This is a genomic window from Kitasatospora sp. NPDC042419 (assembly GCF_056437345.1).
On record NZ_JBWKAW010000025.1, the window covers coordinates 67,653 to 87,359 of the forward strand.

Genomic DNA, 19,707 nt, shown 5'->3' on the forward strand with positions numbered 1-19,707 from the left:
GGTGGCCGAACTGTCGTGTCCATGGTGATGAGCTTCGGCGCGAGTGAGGGATGATGGAAGACGGCCCCCGGGCCGCGGGCGCCGAACGGTGTGACCCGCGACACGAAGGCCATGCGTAACACTTGACGAGTAGCAGCGATGTCTCCTGAGCGGGAGCAGCTCCGGAATAACCCAACATGTCAGAATGCTGTGTTGGTCCGCGGCGCTGCTGCCGTCCTGCAAACCCAGTCCTCAAGCCCGAGTCGGTCGGAATCGACACCGCGTGCCCGACGCGCGATCTCCTTCCCCGCCCGCTCGGGCGGCCGGTACGGGTTCGAGTCCACTCATCGTCCGAGAGGTTGTTCGTGTCGGCCAGCACATCCCGTTCGCTTCCCCCCGAGATCGCCGAGTCCGCGGCTCTGCTGGCGCTCATCGAGCGGGGCAAGGCCCAGGGGCAGATCGCCGGTGACGACGTGCGCCAGGCGTTCGAGGCGGACCAGATCCCGGTCACCAAGTGGAAGAACGTCATGCGCAGCCTCAACCAGGTTCTGATTGAGGAGGGGGTGGACCTCATGGTCAGCGCGGCCGAACCGGCCGGCGCCAAGCGCAAGAGCGTTGCTGCCAAGAGCCCCGCCAAGCGCACTGCCACCAAGGCGGTCACCACCCGGACCCCGTCTGCCCCGACCAAGCCGCCCGTGCGCATCGCGCCCGGTGCGACCATCTCCGCCCCGGCGGTCGCGGCCGCTGCCGCGCCGGTCGGCACGGTGTCCGCCGAGATCACCGTCGAGGAGACGACCACCGTCGTCACCGAGGTGAAGACGGTCGCCAAGAAGGCCGTCGCCAAGAAGGCGGTCGCCAAGAAGGCCGCCGCGCCCGCCAAGAAGACCGCCGCCAAGAAGACCACCACCGCCAAGACGGCCAAGGGCGAGGAGGAGCTGCTCGGCGAGGAGGAGCTGCTCGAGGACGTGGCCCTGCCGGGCGACAAGGCCGGTGCCGAGGGCGACGCCCCGGAGGAGGAGTCGGAGGGCTTCGTCCTCTCCGACGACGACGAGGACGACGCGCCGGCCCAGCAGGTCGCCGTGGCCGGTGCCACCGCCGACCCCGTCAAGGACTACCTGAAGCAGATCGGCAAGGTCCCGCTGCTCAACGCCGAGCAGGAGGTCGAGCTCGCCAAGCGCATCGAGGCCGGCCTGTTCGCCGAGGACAAGCTCTCGGCCGCCGACAAGCTGGCTCCCAAGCTCAAGCGCGAGCTGGAGATCATCGCCGAGGACGGCCGCCGGGCCAAGAACCACCTGCTGGAGGCCAACCTCCGTCTGGTCGTCTCGCTGGCCAAGCGCTACACCGGTCGCGGCATGCTCTTCCTGGACCTGATCCAGGAAGGCAACCTGGGCCTGATCCGTGCGGTCGAGAAGTTCGACTACACCAAGGGCTACAAGTTCTCCACCTACGCGACCTGGTGGATCCGCCAGGCGATCACCCGCGCGATGGCCGACCAGGCCCGCACCATCCGCATCCCGGTGCACATGGTCGAGGTCATCAACAAGCTGGCCCGCGTCCAGCGCCAGATGCTCCAGGACCTGGGCCGCGAGCCCACCCCGGAGGAGCTGGCCAAGGAACTCGACATGACCCCGGAGAAGGTCATCGAGGTCCAGAAGTACGGTCGCGAGCCCATTTCGCTGCACACCCCCCTGGGCGAGGACGGCGACAGCGAGTTCGGTGACCTGATCGAGGACTCCGAGGCGGTCGTCCCGGCCGACGCGGTCTCCTTCACCCTGCTCCAGGAGCAGCTGCACTCGGTGCTGGACACCCTGTCCGAGCGCGAGGCGGGCGTGGTCTCGATGCGCTTCGGCCTGACGGACGGTCAGCCGAAGACGCTCGACGAGATCGGCAAGGTGTACGGGGTCACCCGTGAGCGCATCCGCCAGATCGAGTCGAAGACCATGTCCAAGCTGCGCCACCCGTCGCGCTCGCAGGTGCTGCGCGACTACCTGGACTGATCGTCGGACCTCGAAGGTCCCGTCGGAAGGCCCGGAGCCAACGCTCCGGGCCTTCCGGCTGTTCGGGGGGCGGTCGGCGTCACCGTCCGGGTGGCCGTTGTCGCTCTTCCGGGTGGTGGTGCGGCCACAGCGGGTCGCACACCGTAGTCGGTCACCTACGCTGTGCCGGTTGCCTGCTGCCGAGCCACCTGGAGACACGGTGTCGCCCAACCCGGACCGCCCGGACCGCGCCGACCTGCCGACCACCGCCCCGACCCCGGCCCACTCGACCCCGGCCCGCGCGACCCCGGCCCGCGCGACGGCGGAGCTCCCGACCCCGGCCCGCGCGGCGCGCCCGGTGCGCCGGCGCCGCAGGGTCGCCGTCCTGGCGCTGCTGGCCGCCCTGCCCGCGCCGCTGCTGGCCTTCGGTCCGGCGACGCCGGCGGCCCAGGCGAAGGGGCGGATCGTCGGCGGGGTGGCGGCGAGCACCGTCGACCAGCCGTGGGTGGTGGCGCTCGCCAGCCGCCAGCAGTTCGGGACCGGCCGCTCGGGGCAGTTCTGCGGTGGGGCGCTGGTCACCCCGACCAAGGTGGTGACGGCGGCGCACTGCTTCTACGACGAGTCCACGGGGCGGCGGGTGGACCGGCCGGGCCTCAGGGTCGTGGTCGGCCGGGACGACCTGCGCGGCTCGCTCGGCCGCGAGGTGTCGGTGCAGACGGTGTGGGTGCACCCCGACTACTCCTTCGCCACCAACATGGACGACGTGGCGGTGCTCACCCTCACCGAGTCGCAGGGGGCCCGGCCGGTGATCGAACTGGTCGGCCAGGGCGAGACCGAGCCGTACCGCGCGGGCACCAGGGCACAGGTCTACGGCTGGGGGGACAGCACCGGCCACGGTGACTACTCGCCCACGCTCCGCGGTGTCGACGTCCCGATCGTGCCGGACCAGACCTGCGCGCAGGCCTACCCGGGCGGCTCGGACGGCCGTTTCGACGCCCGGGGCATGGTGTGCGCGGGCGAGGAGCAGGGCGGCAGGGACGCGTGCCAGGGGGACAGTGGAGGCCCGCTGGTGGTCGCCGGCAGGCTCGCCGGGCTGGTCTCCTGGGGGACCGGCTGCGCCGAGGCGGCCCACCCCGGCGTCTACACCCGGGTCGGCGCGGTCGCGGACGCGGTGCGCGCCGTCCTGTAACCGTCCGGCTACGGAGGGGCGGAGAAGGCCCCGGCGGGAAAACGTCGGAGCCGGGCGGCCGGCCCCCGAAGGGGTCGGCCGCCCGGCTCACCGGTCGCGCGCCGTGCGCGGCCGGACACAGCTCGACGTTGGTTTTGGCTGCTGCGTGGCGCCCGTGATCAGCGCTCGTCGTCGTCGGCCGTGGCGGCGGTGCCGCTCAGGCGGCCGCTCTCGTCCTGTATCTCCACGGCGATCTTCTTGAGCTCGGGCTCGAACTTCCGGCCGTGGTGGGCGCAGAAGAGCAGCTCTCCACCGCTTGCGAGCACGACGCGCAGGTAAGCCTGGGCGCCGCAGCGGTCGCAGCGGTCAGCCGCGGTGAGCGGGCTCGCAGGTGTCAGAACAGTAGTCACGTCGCCTCTTCTCTAGCTCGACGAGCTGTCGTACCAGGGTCAACATCCAACCAGGCCGAAAACGTTCCCGCTCGTGGCTTTTCTTCTCTGAGGATTCTGCTGTGTTGATGAGGACGTGCCCCGGGGGCCGGTGGTTCATGCGTACCGAATCCCAGGATCCGTCTCTCGCTCGAACGCCCGATCGGAACCGGGTGTCGGAGTCCGCGTAGCATAATCCTCTGCTGGGTTGGAGCATAAGCCCCGTCCCGGGCCCCGGTAGCCTGCATAACGGCAGTTCCGGAGCCTGCGCCCGGTCCCACGATCCGCCAGGACCGCTGGTACCGGGAGGAGATGGAGCCCCGGCGCCCCGAATCCGGCACGGCCCTTGTTCGCGCAGCGCGTACAAGCTGCGCGGGACCGGCTCGCCGTGCTGTGCACCCAGCGGAGGGGCGTGCACACGCAGGGGAAACGGCTGTCGGTGCGGTGTGCTGCACTGGCGGACGGTCCGGACCCGTCCGGATGTGACCGATGAGACAGATACATCACCGAGGAGAGTGCCGCGTGAGTGCCGAAACGACCGTGCCGTCCGCTCTGCTGGCCGGCGACGACGGTTCCAACTACACCGCTCGGCACCTGCTCGTCCTGGAGGGCCTGGAGGCGGTCCGCAAGCGCCCGGGCATGTACATCGGCTCCACCGACAGCCGCGGCCTGATGCACTGCCTCTGGGAGATCATCGACAACTCCGTCGACGAGGCGCTCGGCGGCTACTGCGACCGGATCGAGGTCGTGCTGCACGAGGACTCCTCGGTCGAGGTCCGCGACAACGGGCGCGGCATCCCGGTGGACGTCGAGCCCAAGACCGGGCTGTCCGGCGTCGAGGTCGTGATGACCAAGCTGCACGCCGGCGGCAAGTTCGGCGGCGGCTCCTACGCGGCCTCCGGTGGTCTGCACGGTGTCGGCGCCTCCGTCGTGAACGCGCTCTCCGCCCGCCTGGACGTCGAGGTCGACCGCAGCGGCCACACCCACGCGATCAGCTTCCGCCGCGGCACCCCCGGCATCTTCACCGAGACCAGCCCGGACGCCCCGTTCGAGCCGGCCAACGGCCTGACCAGGGTCCGCAAGGTGCCCAAGACCCGCACCGGCACCCGGATCCGCTACTGGGCCGACCGGCAGATCTTCCTCAAGGACGCCAGGCTCGCGCTGGAGAGCCTGCACAGCCGGGCCCGGCAGACCGCCTTCCTCGTCCCCGGGCTGACCATCGTGGTCCGTGACGAGCGGCTGACCGAGAGCGACAAGGTCGAGGAGTCGACCTTCCACTACGACGGCGGCATCGCCGAGTTCTGCGAGTTCCTGGCGCCCGACAAGCCGATCAGCGACGTGCTGCGGCTGAACGGCGAGGGCACCTTCAAGGAGACCGTGCCCGTCCTCGACGACCTCGGGCACATGACGCCCACCGAGGTCACCCGCCACCTTGAGGTGGGTATCGCGCTGCGCTGGGGCACCGGCTACGACACCACCCTGCGCTCCTTCGTCAACATCATCGCCACCCCCAAGGGCGGCACTCACGTCACCGGGTTCGAACGCTCGCTGGCCAAGACCGTCAACGAGGTGCTGCGCGCCAGCAAGCTGCTGCGCGTCGCCGAGGACGACATCACCAAGGACGACGCGACCGAGGGCCTCACCGCGGTGGTCACCGTCCGGCTCGCCGAGCCGCAGTTCGAGGGCCAGACCAAGGAGGTGCTCGGCACCTCGGCGGCCAACCGGATCGTCGCGGCCGTCGTCGCCAAGGAGCTCAAGGCCTTCCTCACCTCGGGCAAGCGGGACGAGAAGGCCCAGGCCCGGGCCGTGCTGGACAAGGTGGTCGCCGCCGCCCGGACGCGCGTCGCCGCCCGCCAGCACAAGGAGGCGCAGCGCCGGAAGACCGCGCTGGAGACCAGCTCGCTGCCGGCCAAGCTGGCCGACTGCCGCAGCGACGACGTCGACCGCAGCGAACTCTTCATCGTCGAGGGGGACTCCGCGCTCGGCACCGCCAAGCTGGCCCGCAACTCCGAGTTCCAGGCGCTGCTGCCGATCCGCGGCAAGATCCTCAACGTGCAGAAGGCGTCCGTGAGCGACATGCTCAAGAACACCGAGTGCGCCGCGATCATCCAGGTGATAGGGGCCGGCTCGGGCCGCACCTTCGACATCGACCAGGCGCGCTACGGCCGGGTCATCTTCATGGCCGACGCCGACGTCGACGGCTCGCACATCCGCTGCCTGCTGCTGACGCTCTTCCAGCGGTACATGCGCCCGATGGTCGAGCAGGGGCGGGTCTTCGCGGCCGTGCCGCCGCTGCACCGGATCGAGCTCACCAACCCCAAGCGCGGGCAGGAGAAGTACCACTACACCTACTCCGACGCCGAGCTGCGCTCCACCCTGCTGGAGTTCCAGCGCAAGGGCCTGCGCTGGAAGGACCCGGTCCAGCGCTACAAGGGCCTCGGCGAGATGGACGCCGACCAGTTGGCCGAGACCACCATGGACCCGCGCCACCGCACGCTGCGCCGGATCAACCTGGGCGACCTGGAGCAGGCCGAGAAGATCTTCGACCTGCTGATGGGCAACGACGTGGCGCCGCGCAAGGAGTTCATCGTGGACTCGGCGGCCACCCTGGACCGCTCGCGCATCGACGCCTGAGCAGCAGCGCGCACCGCAGGGCCCTCCACCCGTGGGTGGAGGGCCCTCGTGCTGCCGGGTCCACCCGGGGTCCACCCCGGCTCCGATCAGCCGGCGCGGCCGGATCCGTAGCGTCGGAGGGGTCAGTCCGCCCCTGCCGTTACGGAGAATCCGATGCCCGCCCTCGTCGACATCGTTGTGATCATCGCGGTGACGGTCCTGGTGGTCCGGCGCCAGATGCGCGCCCGGCGCCTGGACACCGAGCACCGCTTCTGGCTGCTCCCGCTGGTCCTCGGAGGCCTCGCGCTGCGCGACCCCGCGCTGCTCGACCACGCGCACCCGGTGGTCTCCGGCGCGCTCCTGGCCGGCGGGCTGCTGACGGTGCTCGCGATGGGCTGCGTCTGGGGCTGGACCGTCCGGCTCTGGCGCGCGGAGGACGGCGGTCTCTGGGCCCGGGGCACCCGGGCCACGGTGGCGGCCTGGGCGGGCATGATCGTCATCCGGCTCGGGCTGTTCGGGACCGGCGCGGCGCTCGGCGTGCACCAGTCCCGCAGCTCGCTGCTGCTCGGGCTCGCGGTCCTGCTGCTGGTCAGGTCGGTCGTGGTGAACTGGAGGGCGCGGGAGCTGGCGGGCGCCCCGCGCGCCGCCGTGGCCGGCTGACCGCGTCCGGGCCGCCCCCGGTCGTCCGTCCGCCGTTCGGCCGGCCGGCCGGCTGCCCGTACGTCGGTCGTCCGGCCGCCTGCCCGTACGTCCGACCACGACCCCGTCTACCCTCCGGAGAAGAACCGTGCCCGAGTGGAGCTGGACCCGCTGGCCGACCCGCGAGGGGCTGGAGCGGGAGGCCGAGACCCCGGCCCGGCGGACCCTCACGGCGCTCGGCCGGACCGTCCTGCTGGCCACCGTGACCTGGGGGACGTTCTCCCGCGGCGCGTACACCGGCTGGGCGGTCGTGGCGGCCGCGGCCGGGCTGCTCGCGTCCGTCGGACTCTGCGCGGCCTACCTGCGGGCCGCCCGGGAACAGCGGCTGACGCGCTCGCTCGTCCTGGCCGCCGCCCTGATCGGCTCCGCCTGGCTGGCCAACGGGCTCCAGGCGTACCTGCTGGCCGACTTCGTCTGGGCCGGGCTCGCCGTCACCGCCGCCGTCCGGCTCCCGGCCCTTCCGGCGGCGGTGGTCGCGACGACCGCGCTCGCCTCCTACACGGCGGCGAGCTGGGAGAGCTGGCTGAGCATCACGGTCACGGTCGGCGGGCTCGGCGTGCTCGGCTACCTGCTCCGGCTGGACGCCGAGGCGCGCGGCACCGCCCGGCGGCTGCTGGCCCAGGAACGGGCGGCGCGGGCCGCCGAGGCGGAGAGCGCGGCGCTCGCCGAACGGGCCAGGATCGCCCGGGAGATCCACGACGTGCTGGCCCACAGCCTCTCCGCCCAGCTGGTCCACCTGGAGGCGGCCCGGCTGATGCTGGACGCCGGCACCGACCGGGAGCGGATCCGGGAGCGGGTGGTGGCCGCCCGGCGGATGGCGCAGGACGGCCTGGCCGAGACCAGGCAGGCGCTCTCCGCGCTGCGCGGCGAGCTGACCCCGGTCGGCGAGTTCCTGGTGGAGCTGACCGGACGCGAGCGCGCCGCGCTGACCGTCACCGGGACGCCGCGTCCGCTGCCCGCCGAGGCGGGGCTCGCGGTACGGCGCACGGCCCAGGAGACGCTCACCAACGTGCGCAAGCACGCCCCCGGCGCACGCTGCAGCGTCGAACTGCGCTACCTGCCGGACGAGGTCGAGCTGGAGGTGTGCAACGGGCGTCCGGCGCGCGGCGAAGGGTCCGCGGAGCTGGCGGGGAGCGGGGGCGGGTACGGTCTGCTCGGGATGCGCGAACGCGCGGAACTGCTCGGCGGCACCCTGCTGGCGGGCCGTCACGAGGGAGGATGGCGCGTGCTGCTGCGGGTGCCGGCATGAACACGGGTACGGGGCCCGGCGGGGGTACGGGCGCGGAGCCGGGGTCCGGGCCGGCGACGCGGGTGCTGGTGGCGGACGACCAGACGGTGGTGCGCGAGGGCATCGTGATGCTGCTCGGGCTGCTGCCCGGCATCGAGGTGGTCGGCGCGGCGGCGGACGGCGAGGAGGCCGTCGCGATGGTCGGGCGGCACCACCCGGACGTGGTGCTGATGGACCTGCGGATGCCGCGCTGCGACGGGGTCGAGGCGACCCGGCGGATCCGGGCCGCCCACCCGGGGACCGAGGTGGTGGTGCTCACCACGTACGCCGACGACGACTCGCTCTTCCCGGCGCTGAGGGCCGGGGCGCGCGGCTACCTGACCAAGGACGCCGGCGCGGAGGAGATCGCCCGGGCGATCGCGGACGTCCGGTCGGGGGCGGCCGGGCTCTCCCCGCAGGTGCAGCTGCGGCTGCTGGAGCGGTTGGCGGGCGAGGGCGCACCGGCGCGTCCGGAGGCGTGGGGATCCCCGGCGCGCCCGGCGCACCCGGTGCGGTCGGCTCCCGCCGACCCGCCGGCACCGGCGGTCCCCGCGGGGGCGGCGGAGCTGCCGGACGGGCTGACCGCGCGGGAGGCCGAGGTGCTCGGGCTGATCGCCGAGGGGCTCTCCAACACCGAGATCGCCCGCCGGCTGTACGTCAGCCCGGCCACCGTGAAGACGCACATCAACAACCTGTTCGCCAAGACCGGCGTGCGGGACCGGGCGCAAGCGGTCGCGTACGCCTTCCGAAACGGGATCACCGGGACGCCCTAGTAGTCCGATGAGCGTCTGTCGGATGATCGCTCACCTTATCGAGTGAACGTATCTGCGTTGGAGGTTTGGCGGGTACGGGCGCCCCCATCATGGTTCGGGACACAACCCCCCGGGTCCAGGAGCAGCGGTGCCACAACAGCAGACGAGCAGTCCCGAACGGGGACGGCAATCCGAGCAGGGGCAGCGGTTCGACTGGTGGGCCGAGCCCGCGGCGGTCCCCGGACAGCCGGCCCGCCCGGCGGACGGGGCGGTGACCGGCCGGACGGCGACGGACCGGACACCGGCCGCAGTGCCCGTCAGGGCACCGGAGCCGGGGGGACCGGAGGCCGGCCGCCCGGACACCGACCGGCCGGAGACGGACGGCAGCACCGAGGTCTACCGCTCGGTCCAGCACAGCGACGCCTTCCAGCAGATCCGCCGCAGCTACCGCGCCTTCGTCTTCCCGGTCAGCGGCGTCTTCCTCACCTGGTACCTGCTGTACGTGGCAGCCCAGGCGGTCGCCCCCGGGCTGATGCGCGCTCCGGTCGCGGGCCCGGTCAACATCGCCTGGGTGCTCGGGCTGCTGCAGTTCGCCTCGACCTTCCTGCTGACCTGGCTCTACGCCCGCAACGCCCGCACCAAGCGCGACCGGGCCGCCCTGTCGCTCCGCTGGGACACCCAGGACCAGCTGCGATGAGGACCGCGACCCCGCCCCCCGTCGCCCCCGCGGGCGACCACCACGACCTGGCCGTCGTACTGTTCGCCGTCATCGTCCTGGTCACCCTGGCGATCACCTTCTGGGCCGGCCGCCGAGGCAGCGCCGCCGAGGACTTCTACGCCGGCGGGCGTGACTTCACGCCGCTGCAGAACGGCTTCGCGCTCTCCGGGGACTACCTCTCCGCCGCGTCCTTCCTCGGCGTCGCCGGGCTGATCGCGCTCTACGGGTACGACGGCGTGCTGTACAGCATCGGCTTCCTGGTCGCCTGGCTGGTGGTGCTGATGCTGGTCGCCGAGCTGGTCCGGAACGCCGGGCGCTACACGCTCGCCGACGTCCTGGCGCTGCGGCTGCGCCGGCGCAAGGTCCGGGCGGCGGCCGGCGGCGCCAGCGTCGTCGTCACGCTGTTCTACCTGGTCGCCCAGATGGTCGGCGCGGGCAGCCTGGTCGCGCTGCTGCTCGGGACCAACAGCGCCCAGGCCCGCACCTGGACCATCGTGGCGGTCGGCGGTCTGATGATCGTCTACGTCACCGTGGGCGGGATGCGGGCCACCACCTGGATCCAGATCGTCAAGGCGTTCCTGCTGGTCGCCGGGTCGGTGCTGCTCACCGTGCTGCTGATGGTCCGGTTCCACGGCGACGTCGCCGAGTTGATGCGGCAGGCTGCCCAGCACAGCGGCGCCGGGCAGCGGTACCTGGAACCGGGGCTCAAGTACGGGCACAGCTTCACCAGCCGGCTGGACTTCTTCAGCCTCGGTCTGGCCCTGGTGCTGGGCACCGCCGGCCTTCCGCACATCCTGTCCCGCTTCTACACGGTGCCGACCGCGCGGGCCGCCCGGCGCTCCACGATGTGGGCGATCGGACTGGTCGGCGGGTTCTACCTGATGGCCATCGCGCTCGGACTGGGCGCCACCGCGCTGGTCGGCTCGGCCGAGGTGCGGCACGCCAACTCCGCGGGCAACACGGCCGTCCCGCTGCTGGCCCTGGTGCTCGGCGGCGGCAACGGCTCCACCGGCGGGGTGCTGCTGTTCGCGGTGATCTCGGCGATCGCCTTCGCCACCATCCTCGCCGTGGTCGCCGGGCTCACCCTGGCCTCCTCGGCGGCGTTCGCGCACGACATCTGGGCGGGTGCCTGGCGGGGGCGGCCGCGCCGCGCCCGCCGCCCCCGCGGCCGGCGGGCCGCCGTCCCGGCCTCCCGGCGGGCCCGCGGCGGGTCGGCGCGCGCGGTCTCGGCCGCGGAGTCCGCGGCGGAGCCCCCGGGTACGTCCGCGGAACAGAAGGAGGTCGGTGTCGCCCGGGTCGCGGCGGTGGGGATCGGCGCGGTCGCGATCGTGCTCAGCCTCTTCGCGCAGCAGCTGAACGTGGCCTTCCTGGTCGGCCTGGCCTTCGCCGTCGCGGCCTCGGCCAACCTGCCGGTGCTGCTCTACAGCCTGTTCTGGCGGCGGTTCACCCCCCGCGGCGCGGTCTGGTCGGTGTACGGCGGGCTGATCCCGGCGGTGCTGCTGGTGACCTTCTCGCCGGTGGTCTCGGGGACCAAGGTGGCGCTGTTCCCCGGGGTCGACTTCCACTGGTTCCCGCTGGAGAACCCGGGCATCGTCTCCATCCCGCTCGGCTTCCTGGCCGGGTGGATCGGCACCCTCACCTCGCCGGAGCCGGCCGACCCGGACCGGTACGCGGAGCTGGAGGTCCGGTCGCTGACCGGTGCGGGAGCGGCGTAGCGCCGTCCGTCCCCGGCGGTGGGACGGCAGGACCCCGGTGGGCCCCGACGGGCCACCGGGGTCCTGCCGTGTCCGGGGCCGTCGCGCCGTCGGGCCGGTGCTGCGGGCGGCCGGGTACGGCCGGGGGCCGTGCGGTGCCCGCACCCACCCCTGCGGGCGCCGGGCCGCTACCGCTGCCGGACGGCGGCGACGTCCATCCGCGACGGCGTGGCCGCCGCCTTGCCGCAGCTCTCCGCGCGGGCCGGCTCGCTCACGCCTTCGACCACCTCGACCTCCCAGGAACGGCCGTCCTCGTGCCGGACCTCCACCAGCCAGCGGCCCGCGCCGTCCGGCCGCCGGCCCGCCACGGTCAGCGCGTCCACCCTGGTCTCGCCGGTCGCCACCCGCACCGCGTGGTCGGCGGCCTGGCCCGGCCGGTCCCAGCCCGAGCAGCCGCGCGACCACTCCGGCACCATGTGGCCGACCGCCGCCGCCGACAGCACCTCCTTGGCCGACTCCGGCGTCAGCCGCCCGTACGCGTAGCCGTACGGCAGCACCAGCATGGTCGGTGAGAAGCGGTGCCCGCCCAGGTGCGTCACCTCCCACACCTCGCTGTGCCCCGCCACCGCCAGCTCCGCCGCCAGCGGGCGGCCGAGCAGCGCGCAGCAGCGGTCCCGGCGGCCGTTGGTGCACACCAGGGCGATCGGCCCGCCGATGTGCGGCGCCCCGAAACCGCCGTGGTCGCCCGCGCCCAGCGCGGCGAAGTCCAGCGCCAGCAGCTCCGCGGGATCGGCCACCGCCGTGCGGCGGACCCAGCCGCGCCCCGGCACGGTGTGCGCGACCAGCACCTCGTGGCGTGCCGTCGGCAGGCAGTCGGCGTGCCGCCCGGGCCGCCGGATCAGGGCCACCCGGACCCCGGTGCCGTCGGCGGCCGCCTCCAGGGCCCGGCCCACCGCCGCGTCCAGATGGCTCTCCGCGAGCGCCTTCGCGCCCCACGGTCCGGTCTGCTCGATCAGCAGCCAGGTGGTGGCGGTGGCCGCCGTGGCGGCCAACGGCTCCGACAGTTCACGCGACAGCGTCGCACAGGTGCTCACTCCGGTAAGGCTACCCTCGCCTCTCCGCGTGGGTGGCTCGGATCTCCGGTCCGGAGCCGGATGTCGGAACCGGCTGCCGGAGCGGCTGCCCGGGGCCCGGGTGCCGGGGCCAGCTGCCGGGGCCGCGGGCCGGAGCCGGGTGCCGAGCCGTCCGGGTGGCGCGGCCGCCTCCGCGGCCGGTGCGGTGCGGGCGCCGGTGCGCGAACGCCCGGAGGGGCGCCGGACCGAGGTCCGGCGCCCCTCCGGGCGTGGAGCGGGGTGCGTCAGGCGGGCCCGGCGACCGTGTCGATCGGGGTCGTCACGGGGGTGCCGGAGCCGTCGCGGCGCGGGTCGCGCTCGGGCAGGTCGACCGGCGCGCCCTTGGCGGTGGCGGCGCGGGCCGGGGCGGGGCCGGCCCAGGCGAAGGCGAGGGCGTCCTCGCCGCGCAGGAAGCGCTGGCAGCGGACACCGCCGGTGGCCCGGCCCTTGCGCGGGTACTGCTCGAAGGGGGTGACCTTCCAGCTGGACTGGGCCTCGCCGGTGAGCGTGCCGGAGGCGCCGGCGACCGAGACGACCACCGCGTCGACGGCCGGGTCGACGGCGGTGAACGAGAGGACGCGCGCGTCGTCGGCGAGCTTGATGCCGGCCATGCCGCCGGCCGGGCGGCCCTGCGGGCGGACCTGTCCGGCGGGGTAGCGGAGCAGTTGGGCGTCGGAGGCGATGAAGACGAGGTCCTCCTCGCCGGTGCGCAGCTCGACCGCGCCGACCACCTCGTCGCCGTCCTTGAGCGCGATCACCTCGAACTCGTCCTTGTTGGCGGGCCATTCGGGAACCACCCGCTTGACGACGCCCTGCAGGGTGCCCAGCGCCAGGCCGGGGGAGGACTCGTCCAGGGTGGTGAGGGCCAGGGCCCGCTCGCCGGTCTCCAGGCGGAGGAACTCGGTGACGGCGGCGCCGCCCGCCAGGGTGGGCGAGGGGGTGGGCGGGAGCGCGGGCAGGTCGATGACCGCCAGGCGCAGGACGCGGCCGGCCGTGGTGACCACGCCGACGTCGGCGCGTGCCGTGGTGGGCACCGCCGAGACGATCACGTCGTGCTTGGCGCGCTTCTCGGAGAGCTCGAAGGGCTCGCCGTCGGCGGTGCGCGCGAGCAGGCCGGTGGAGGAGAGCAGCACCCGGCACGGGTCGTCGGCGACCTCCAGCGGCACGGTGAGGGAGGCGGCCGGCGCGGCGCCGGCCTCCAGCAGGACCGTCCGCCGCTCGGTGCCGAACTGCTTGGCGACGGCGCCGAGTTCGTTGGAGACGACGCTGCGCAGCCGGGTGTCCGATTCGAGGATCTCGGTCAGCTCGGCGATCTCGGAGTTGAGCTTGGCCTGCTCCTGCTCCAGCTCGACCCGGTCGAAGCGGGTGAGCCGGCGCAGCGGGGTGTCGAGGATGTACGCGGTCTGCGTCTCGGAGAGCGAGAAGCGCTCGATCAGGCGCTCCTTGGCCTGGGCGGCGTTGTCGCTGGACCGGATGAGCGCGATGACCTCGTCGATGTCGACCAGGGCGACGAGCAGGCCCTCGACCAGGTGCAGCCGCTCCTGGCGCTTGCGGCGGCGGAAGTCGCTGCGCCGGCGGACCACCTCGAAGCGGTGGTCGACGTAGACCTCCAGCAGCTCCTTGAGGCCGAGGGTGAGCGGCTGACCGTCCACCAGCGCCACGTTGTTGATGCCGAAGGTCTCCTCCATCGGCGTCAGCTTGTAGAGCTGCTCCAGGAGGGCCTCGGGCACGAAGCCGTTCTTCACCTCGATGACGAGGCGGAGCCCGTGCTCGCGGTCGGTGAGGTCCTTGACGTCCGCGATGCCCTGCAGCTTCTTGGCGTTGACCAGGTCCTTGATCTTGGCGATGACCTTCTCCGGGCCGACGTTGTACGGCAGCTCGGTGACCACGATGCCCTTGCGGCGGGCGGTGACGGCCTCGATCGTGCTGGTGGCGCGGATCTTGAAGGTGCCGCGGCCGGACTCGTAGGCGTCCCGGATGCCGGAGAGGCCGACGATCCGGCCGCCGGTGGGCAGGTCCGGGCCGGGCACGAACCGCATCAGGGTGTCGAGGTCGGCGTTGGGGTGCTTGATCAGGTGCCGGGCGGCGGCGACCACCTCGGAGAGGTTGTGCGGCGGCATGTTGGTGGCCATGCCGACGGCGATCCCGGTGGCGCCGTTGACCAGCAGGTTGGGGAAGGCGGCCGGCAGGGCCAGCGGCTCCTGCTCGCTGCCGTCGTAGTTGGGCCCGAAGTCGACGGTCTCCTCGTGGATCGACTCGACCATCGCCATGGAGGCGGCGGTGAGCCGCGACTCGGTGTACCGCATCGCGGCCGGCGGGTCGTCGTTGCCGAGCGAACCGAAGTTGCCGTGGCCGTCGATGAGCGGCAGCCGCATGGAGAACGGCTGCGCCATGCGGACGACGGAGTCGTAGATGGAGGCGTCGCCGTGCGGGTGCAGCCGGCCCATCACCTCGCCTACCAGGCGGGCGCACTTGACGTGGCCGCGCTCCGGGCGCAGGCCCATCTCGTTGGCCTGGTAGAGGATTCGGCGGTGCACCGGCTTGAGGCCGTCCCGGGCGTCCGGGAGTGCTCGCGAGTAGATCACCGAGTAGGCGTACTCAAGGAACGAGCCCTGCATCTCGTCCACGACGTCGACATCGAGGATGCGCTCCTCGAAGTCTCCGGGCGGCGGGGTCTGCGAACTGCGGCGGGCCATCGCGGCGGGGCTCCCTTACGTCTCGCTTGCGTCTCGTCAGCGCTGTGTGTCGCCGGCTGTCGTCGGGTGGTGTCAACAGGGCTCAGCGCCCCCATTGTGGACCCTCGGGCCGACAGTCCCGGCCAGCGCCCCTCTTCCGCCCCTGGCGAACGCCCCGTCCGCGCGGACACATCCACGCCATTCGCGCGTTGCACCACAATGGGGGACGCCACACGAACCCCGACATCGACGACGGGAAGGACCCGAGCGCATGGCCAACCCGGCCCCCGCCTCCCAGCGAGGCATCGCCATCACCGAGCACCGCCTGGCCAACGGCCTGCGCGTCGTCCTCTCCGAGGACCACCTGACCCCGGTGGCCGCGGTCTGCCTCTGGTACGACGTCGGCTCCCGGCACGAGGTGAAGGGCCGTACCGGACTGGCCCACCTGTTCGAGCACCTGATGTTCCAGGGGTCCGCGAACGTCTCCAACAACGGGCACTTCGAGCTCGTCCAGGGCGCCGGCGGCTCGCTGAACGGCACCACCAGCTTCGAGCGCACCAACTACTTCGAGACCATGCCGGCCCACCAGCTGGAGCTCGCGCTCTGGCTGGAGGCCGACCGGATGGGCTCGCTGCTCGCCGCCCTCGACGAGACGTCGATGGAGAACCAGCGGGACGTGGTGAAGAACGAGCGCCGCCAGCGCTACGACAACGTGCCCTACGGCACCGCCTTCGAGAAGCTCACCGCGCTCTCGTTCCCGGACGGACACCCGTACCACCACACCCCGATCGGGTCGATGGCCGACCTGGACGCGGCGACCCTGGAGGACGCCCGGGCGTTCTTCCGCACGTACTACGCGCCCAACAACGCGGTGCTGTCGGTGGTCGGCGACATCGACCCGGAGCAGACGATCGCCTGGGTCGAGAAGTACTTCGGCTCGATCCCCGCCCACGACGGCAAGCAGCCGCCGCGCGACGGCGCGCTGCCGGGCACCGTCGGCCGGGAGGTCCGCGAGCTGATCCGGGAGGACGTCCCGTCCCGCGCGCTGATGGCCGCCTACCGGCTGCCGCACGACGGCACGCGCGAGGCGGACGCCGCCGACCTGGCGCTGACCATCCTCGGCAGCGGCGAGTCCAGCCGGCTGTACAACCGGCTGGTCCGGCGGGACCGCACCGCCGTCGCGGCCGGGTTCGGCCTGCTCCGGCTGGCCGGCGCGCCCAGCCTGGGCTGGCTGGACGTCAAGACCTCGGGGGACGCGACCGTCGCGCAGATCGACGCGGCCGTCGACGAGGAGCTGGCCCGGTTCGCCGCCGAGGGCCCGACCGCGGCCGAGCTGGAGCGGGCCCAGGCGCAGATCGAGCGCGAGTGGCTGGACCGGCTCACCACGGTGGCCGGCCGGGCCGACGAACTCTGCCGCTTCGCCGTGCTGTTCGGCGACCCGAAGCTGCTGAACGACGCCCTGCCGAAGGTCCTCGACGTCACCGCCGAGGAGGTGCGGGCGGTCGCGGAGGCGCGGCTGCACCCGCAGAACCGGGCGGTCCTGGTCTACGAGCCGACCCCCGCCGAGGACACCGACGCCGCCGACCAGACCGCTGCCACCGCCGAGACCGACGAGGAGGGCGCCGCCGTATGAGCACCGACTACGTCCCCGCCATGACCTTCCACCCCCAGCCCGAGCCCGGCACGCCGAGCCCGTGGGCGTTCCCGGCCCCCGAGCGCGCGGCCCTCGGCAACGGCATCACCGTGCTGCACTGCCACCGCCCGGGCCAGCAGCTGGTCGCCGTCGACGTGCTGCTCGACGTGCCGCTCGCGGCCGAGCCGGAGGGGCTGGACGGCGTCTCGTCGATCCTGGCCCGCGCGCTCAGCGAGGGCACCGACACGCTCACCGCCGAGGAGTTCGCCGCCGAGCTGGAGCGGGCCGGCGCCACCCTGGACGCGCACGCCGACCACCCGTGCATCCGGGTCTCGCTGGAGGTCCCGGCCTCCCGGCTGGCCCGCGGCCTGGACCTGCTGGCCGCCGCCCTGGGCAGCCCGGCGCTGCCGGAGAACGAGATCGAGCGGCTGGTCGCCAACCGGCTGGACGAGATCGTCCACGAGCAGGCCAACCCGGCCCGCCGGGCCGCCAAGGCGCTCTACGCCGAGCTGTTCGACGCGGCCGACCGGCTCTCCCGTCCGCGCAGCGGCAGCACGGAGACGGTCAAGTCGATCGACCGGGCCGCCGTCCGGGCGTTCTACGAGGCGCACGTCCGCCCGGCCACCACCACGGTCGTCGTGGTCGGCGACCTCACCGGCACCGACCTGCCGGCGCTGCTGGAGTCCACCCTGGGCGGCTGGAAGGGCGCCCCGGCCGACGTGGTCGCGCACGCGCCGGTGACCGCCGACGACACCGGCCGGGTGGTCATCGTGGACCGGCCGGGCTCGGTCCAGACCCAGCTGCTGATCGGCCGGATCGGGCCGGACCGGCACGACCCGCTCTGGGCCGCCCAGATCCTCGGCACCTACTGCCTGGGCGGCACCCTCACCTCCCGCCTGGACCGGGTGCTGCGCGAGGAGAAGGGCTACACCTACGGCGTCCGGGCGTTCGCCCAGCCGCTGCGTTCGGCGGCCGACGGCACCGGCCGGGCGCTGCTGGCGATCAGCGGCTCGGTGGACACCGCGTCCACCGCCCCGGCGCTCGCCGACACCTGGACCATCCTGCGCACGCTGGCCGCCGAGGGCCTCACCGACGCGGAGCGCGACGAGGCGGTGCAGTTCCTGGTCGGCGTGGCCCCGCTGAAGTACGAGACGGCGGGTTCGGTGGCCGGCACCCTGGCCGACCAGGTGGAGCAGCACCTGGCGGACGACTTCCAGGCGGAGGTCTACCGGCAGCTGGCCGAGCTGTCGACGGCCGCGGCCACCGAGGCCGTGGTCGCCGCCTTCCCGCCGGACCGGCTGGTGACCGTCCTGGTCGGGGACGCCGCCGCGTTCGCGGACCAGGTGCGGGAACTGGGCATCGGCGAGGTCACCGTGGTCACCGCCTGACCGGTGCCCGAACGGGCCCGACCGTGGTCCCGGCAGGGCACGGAACGGGCGACGGGCCGGGGCCCGGCGGAGCGTGCGAACGCTCCGCCGGGCCCTTCGCGTTATTCCCTTGCGGGCACCGCGCGGTGCGTGGGTAGATAGCTCCCGGCACCCGGTGCACACACGGAGAGGAGGCGGTCACCATGCGGGTCGAGCAAACCGTTCGGCGCTCCCCGAGACTGTCCTCCCGATGCCCCTCGGCCGCCTGAGCGCCGCCACCCCCCTGACTTCCCCGGGCCGCGCCGGGACTCTTCGCGCGGCACCAACCTAGGCTTGAACCAACCGACCTCAGGAGGTCGTTCAACCATGTCGTACACCGAGGTACCCGGCGTCCGGGTCCCGATCCGGATGTGGACCGACCCGGCCGCCGTCGAGGGCCAGGCGATGCAGCAGCTGCGCAACATCAGCTCGCTGCCCTGGCTGCACGGGCTCGCCGTGATGCCCGACGTCCACCTGGGCAAGGGCGCGACGGTGGGTTCGGTGATCGCCATGCGCGGCGCCGTCTGCCCGGCGGCGGTCGGCGTGGACATCGGCTGCGGGATGAGCGCGGTGAAGACCTCGCTCACCGCCGGCGACCTGCCGGACGACCTCTCCCGGCTGCGGTCGCGGATCGAGCAGGCCATCCCGGTCGGCCGCGGCCTGCACACCGACCCGGTCGACCCGGGCCGGCTGCACGGCGTCCCGACCGGCGGCTGGGACGACTTCTGGCAGCGGTTCGAGGGGGTGGCGCCGGAGGTGAAGTGGCGCCGTGACCGGGCCGCCCAGCAGATGGCGACGCTCGGCGGCGGCAACCACTTCATCGAGGTCTGCGTCGACGACACCGGCGCGGTCTGGCTGATGCTGCACTCCGGTTCGCGCAACATCGGCAAGGAGCTGGCGGAGCACCACATGGGCGTCGCGCAGTCCCTGCCGCACAACCAGGGGCTGATCGACCGTGACCTCGCGGTCTTCATCGCGGACACCCCGCAGATGGCGGCCTACCGCCAGGACCTCTTCTGGGCGCAGGAGTACGCCAAGCGCAACCGGGCGCTGATGATGGCGCTGCTCCAGGACGTGGTCCGCCGCGAGTTCGCGAAGGCCCGGGTCGCCTACGACGAGGTGATCAGCTGCCACCACAACTACGTGTCGGAGGAGCGGTACGACGGCGTCGACCTGCTGGTCACCCGGAAGGGTGCGATCAGGGCCGGCTCCGGCGACTACGGCATCATCCCGGGTTCGATGGGCACCGGTTCGTACATCGTCCGCGGGCTGGGCAACGAGGCGGCGTTCAACTCGGCCTCGCACGGGGCCGGCCGGAAGATGAGCCGGAACGCCGCGAAGAAGCGGTTCACCACGCAGGACCTGGCCGAGCAGACCAAGGGCGTGGAGTGCCGCAAGGACTCCGGTGTGGTGGACGAGATCCCGGGCGCGTACAAGTCGATCGAGAAGGTGATCGAGCAGCAGCGGGACCTCGTCGAGGTCGTCGCGCACCTGAAGCAGGTCGTCTGCGTCAAGGGCTGATCCCCCGCCCTCCGCGGACGCGGGCCCCCGACTCCGGTCGGGGGCCGTTTCGCGTTTCGGGCCCGT

14 protein-coding genes are annotated in these 19,707 nt (G+C 73.1%); 11 read left to right on the top strand and 3 right to left on the bottom strand.

Annotation, left to right across the window (positions count from 1 at the left end; translation table 11 throughout):
- Positions 1-338 precede the first annotated feature (338 nt).
- Positions 339-1,976 carry an RNA polymerase sigma factor gene (locus AC067J_RS33415; protein ID WP_478305641.1) on the top strand — a complete coding sequence of 546 codons (1,638 nt, stop codon included), beginning with the start codon at positions 339-341 and terminating at the stop codon, positions 1,974-1,976.
- Positions 1,977-2,313: 337 nt separating this feature from the next.
- Positions 2,314-3,144, top strand: coding sequence for a S1 family peptidase (locus AC067J_RS33420; protein WP_478305758.1), 831 nt, complete (start codon positions 2,314-2,316; stop codon positions 3,142-3,144).
- A 158-nt stretch (positions 3,145-3,302) separates the two neighbouring features.
- Here the strand turns inward: AC067J_RS33420 and AC067J_RS33425 are convergent, their stop codons facing one another.
- Positions 3,303-3,533, bottom strand: a complete 231-nt coding sequence (locus AC067J_RS33425) for a DUF7455 domain-containing protein (protein ID WP_350629193.1) — start codon at positions 3,531-3,533, stop codon at positions 3,303-3,305.
- Positions 3,534-4,073: 540 nt separating this feature from the next.
- Here AC067J_RS33425 and AC067J_RS33430 point away from each other — a divergent pair.
- From AC067J_RS33430 to AC067J_RS33455, 6 genes are all read left to right on the top strand, one after another.
- A complete protein-coding gene (locus AC067J_RS33430) occupies positions 4,074-6,185 on the top strand; it encodes a DNA gyrase/topoisomerase IV subunit B (RefSeq protein ID WP_478305643.1) in 2,112 nt (703 codons plus the stop codon).
- Between the two features lie 153 nt (positions 6,186-6,338).
- Positions 6,339-6,824 carry a DUF1453 domain-containing protein gene (locus AC067J_RS33435; protein WP_478305645.1) on the top strand — a complete coding sequence of 162 codons (486 nt, stop codon included), beginning with the start codon at positions 6,339-6,341 and terminating at the stop codon, positions 6,822-6,824.
- Positions 6,825-6,951: 127 nt separating this feature from the next.
- Entirely contained in the window at positions 6,952-8,112 is a 1,161-nt protein-coding gene (locus AC067J_RS33440) for a histidine kinase (RefSeq protein WP_478305646.1), read from the top strand.
- The gene (locus AC067J_RS33445) at positions 8,109-8,903 is read left to right on the top strand and encodes a response regulator (protein WP_478305647.1); all 795 of its coding nucleotides are present in this window, start codon (positions 8,109-8,111) and stop codon (positions 8,901-8,903) included. Before AC067J_RS33440 ends, AC067J_RS33445 begins: the two co-directional genes overlap by 4 nt.
- Before the next feature lie 127 nt (positions 8,904-9,030).
- Complete coding sequence (locus tag AC067J_RS33450) at positions 9,031-9,579, top strand: DUF485 domain-containing protein (protein WP_478305649.1); 549 nt, start codon at positions 9,031-9,033, stop codon at positions 9,577-9,579.
- Positions 9,576-11,315, top strand: coding sequence for a solute symporter family protein (locus AC067J_RS33455; protein WP_478305651.1), 1,740 nt, complete (start codon positions 9,576-9,578; stop codon positions 11,313-11,315). The genes AC067J_RS33450 and AC067J_RS33455 overlap by 4 nt, the downstream gene beginning before the upstream one ends.
- Positions 11,316-11,482: 167 nt before the next feature.
- On the opposite strand, the gene AC067J_RS33460 is transcribed toward AC067J_RS33455, so the two are convergent.
- Both AC067J_RS33460 and AC067J_RS33465 read right to left on the bottom strand, forming a co-directional pair.
- The gene (locus tag AC067J_RS33460) at positions 11,483-12,388 is read right to left on the bottom strand and encodes a sucrase ferredoxin (protein WP_478305653.1); all 906 of its coding nucleotides are present in this window, start codon (positions 12,386-12,388) and stop codon (positions 11,483-11,485) included.
- A gap of 263 nt (positions 12,389-12,651) precedes the next feature.
- Complete coding sequence (locus tag AC067J_RS33465) at positions 12,652-15,102, bottom strand: DNA gyrase/topoisomerase IV subunit A (protein WP_478305655.1); 2,451 nt, start codon at positions 15,100-15,102, stop codon at positions 12,652-12,654.
- A 250-nt stretch (positions 15,103-15,352) separates the two neighbouring features.
- On the opposite strand from AC067J_RS33465, the gene AC067J_RS33470 reads away from it, so the two are divergent.
- The 3 genes from AC067J_RS33470 to AC067J_RS33480 all read left to right on the top strand — a co-directional run bounded on the left by AC067J_RS33470 (position 15,353) and on the right by AC067J_RS33480 (position 19,641).
- The gene (locus AC067J_RS33470) at positions 15,353-16,714 is read left to right on the top strand and encodes a M16 family metallopeptidase (protein WP_478305657.1); all 1,362 of its coding nucleotides are present in this window, start codon (positions 15,353-15,355) and stop codon (positions 16,712-16,714) included.
- Positions 16,715-16,734: 20 nt separating this feature from the next.
- On the top strand, positions 16,735-18,102 hold the full coding sequence (locus tag AC067J_RS33475; protein WP_478305760.1) for a M16 family metallopeptidase: 1,368 nt from the start codon (positions 16,735-16,737) through the stop codon (positions 18,100-18,102).
- Positions 18,103-18,447: 345 nt separating this feature from the next.
- Complete coding sequence (locus AC067J_RS33480) at positions 18,448-19,641, top strand: RtcB family protein (protein ID WP_478305659.1); 1,194 nt, start codon at positions 18,448-18,450, stop codon at positions 19,639-19,641.
- Positions 19,642-19,707: the final 66 nt, after the last annotated feature.

Bases quoted from the DNA above. Each gene is read 5' to 3' on its own strand.
- AC067J_RS33465 (WP_478305655.1), bottom strand. From the start codon at position 15,102: ATGGCCCGCCGCAGTTCGCAGACCCCGCCGCCCGGAGACTTCGAGGAG.
- AC067J_RS33480 (WP_478305659.1), top strand. From the start codon at position 18,448: ATGTCGTACACCGAGGTACCCGGCGTCCGGGTCCCGATCCGGATGTGG.
- AC067J_RS33455 (WP_478305651.1), top strand. From the start codon at position 9,576: ATGAGGACCGCGACCCCGCCCCCCGTCGCCCCCGCGGGCGACCACCAC.
- AC067J_RS33470 (WP_478305657.1), top strand. From the start codon at position 15,353: ATGGCCAACCCGGCCCCCGCCTCCCAGCGAGGCATCGCCATCACCGAG.
- AC067J_RS33435 (WP_478305645.1), top strand. From the start codon at position 6,339: ATGCCCGCCCTCGTCGACATCGTTGTGATCATCGCGGTGACGGTCCTG.
- AC067J_RS33445 (WP_478305647.1), top strand. From the start codon at position 8,109: ATGAACACGGGTACGGGGCCCGGCGGGGGTACGGGCGCGGAGCCGGGG.
- AC067J_RS33475 (WP_478305760.1), top strand. From the start codon at position 16,735: ATGACCTTCCACCCCCAGCCCGAGCCCGGCACGCCGAGCCCGTGGGCG.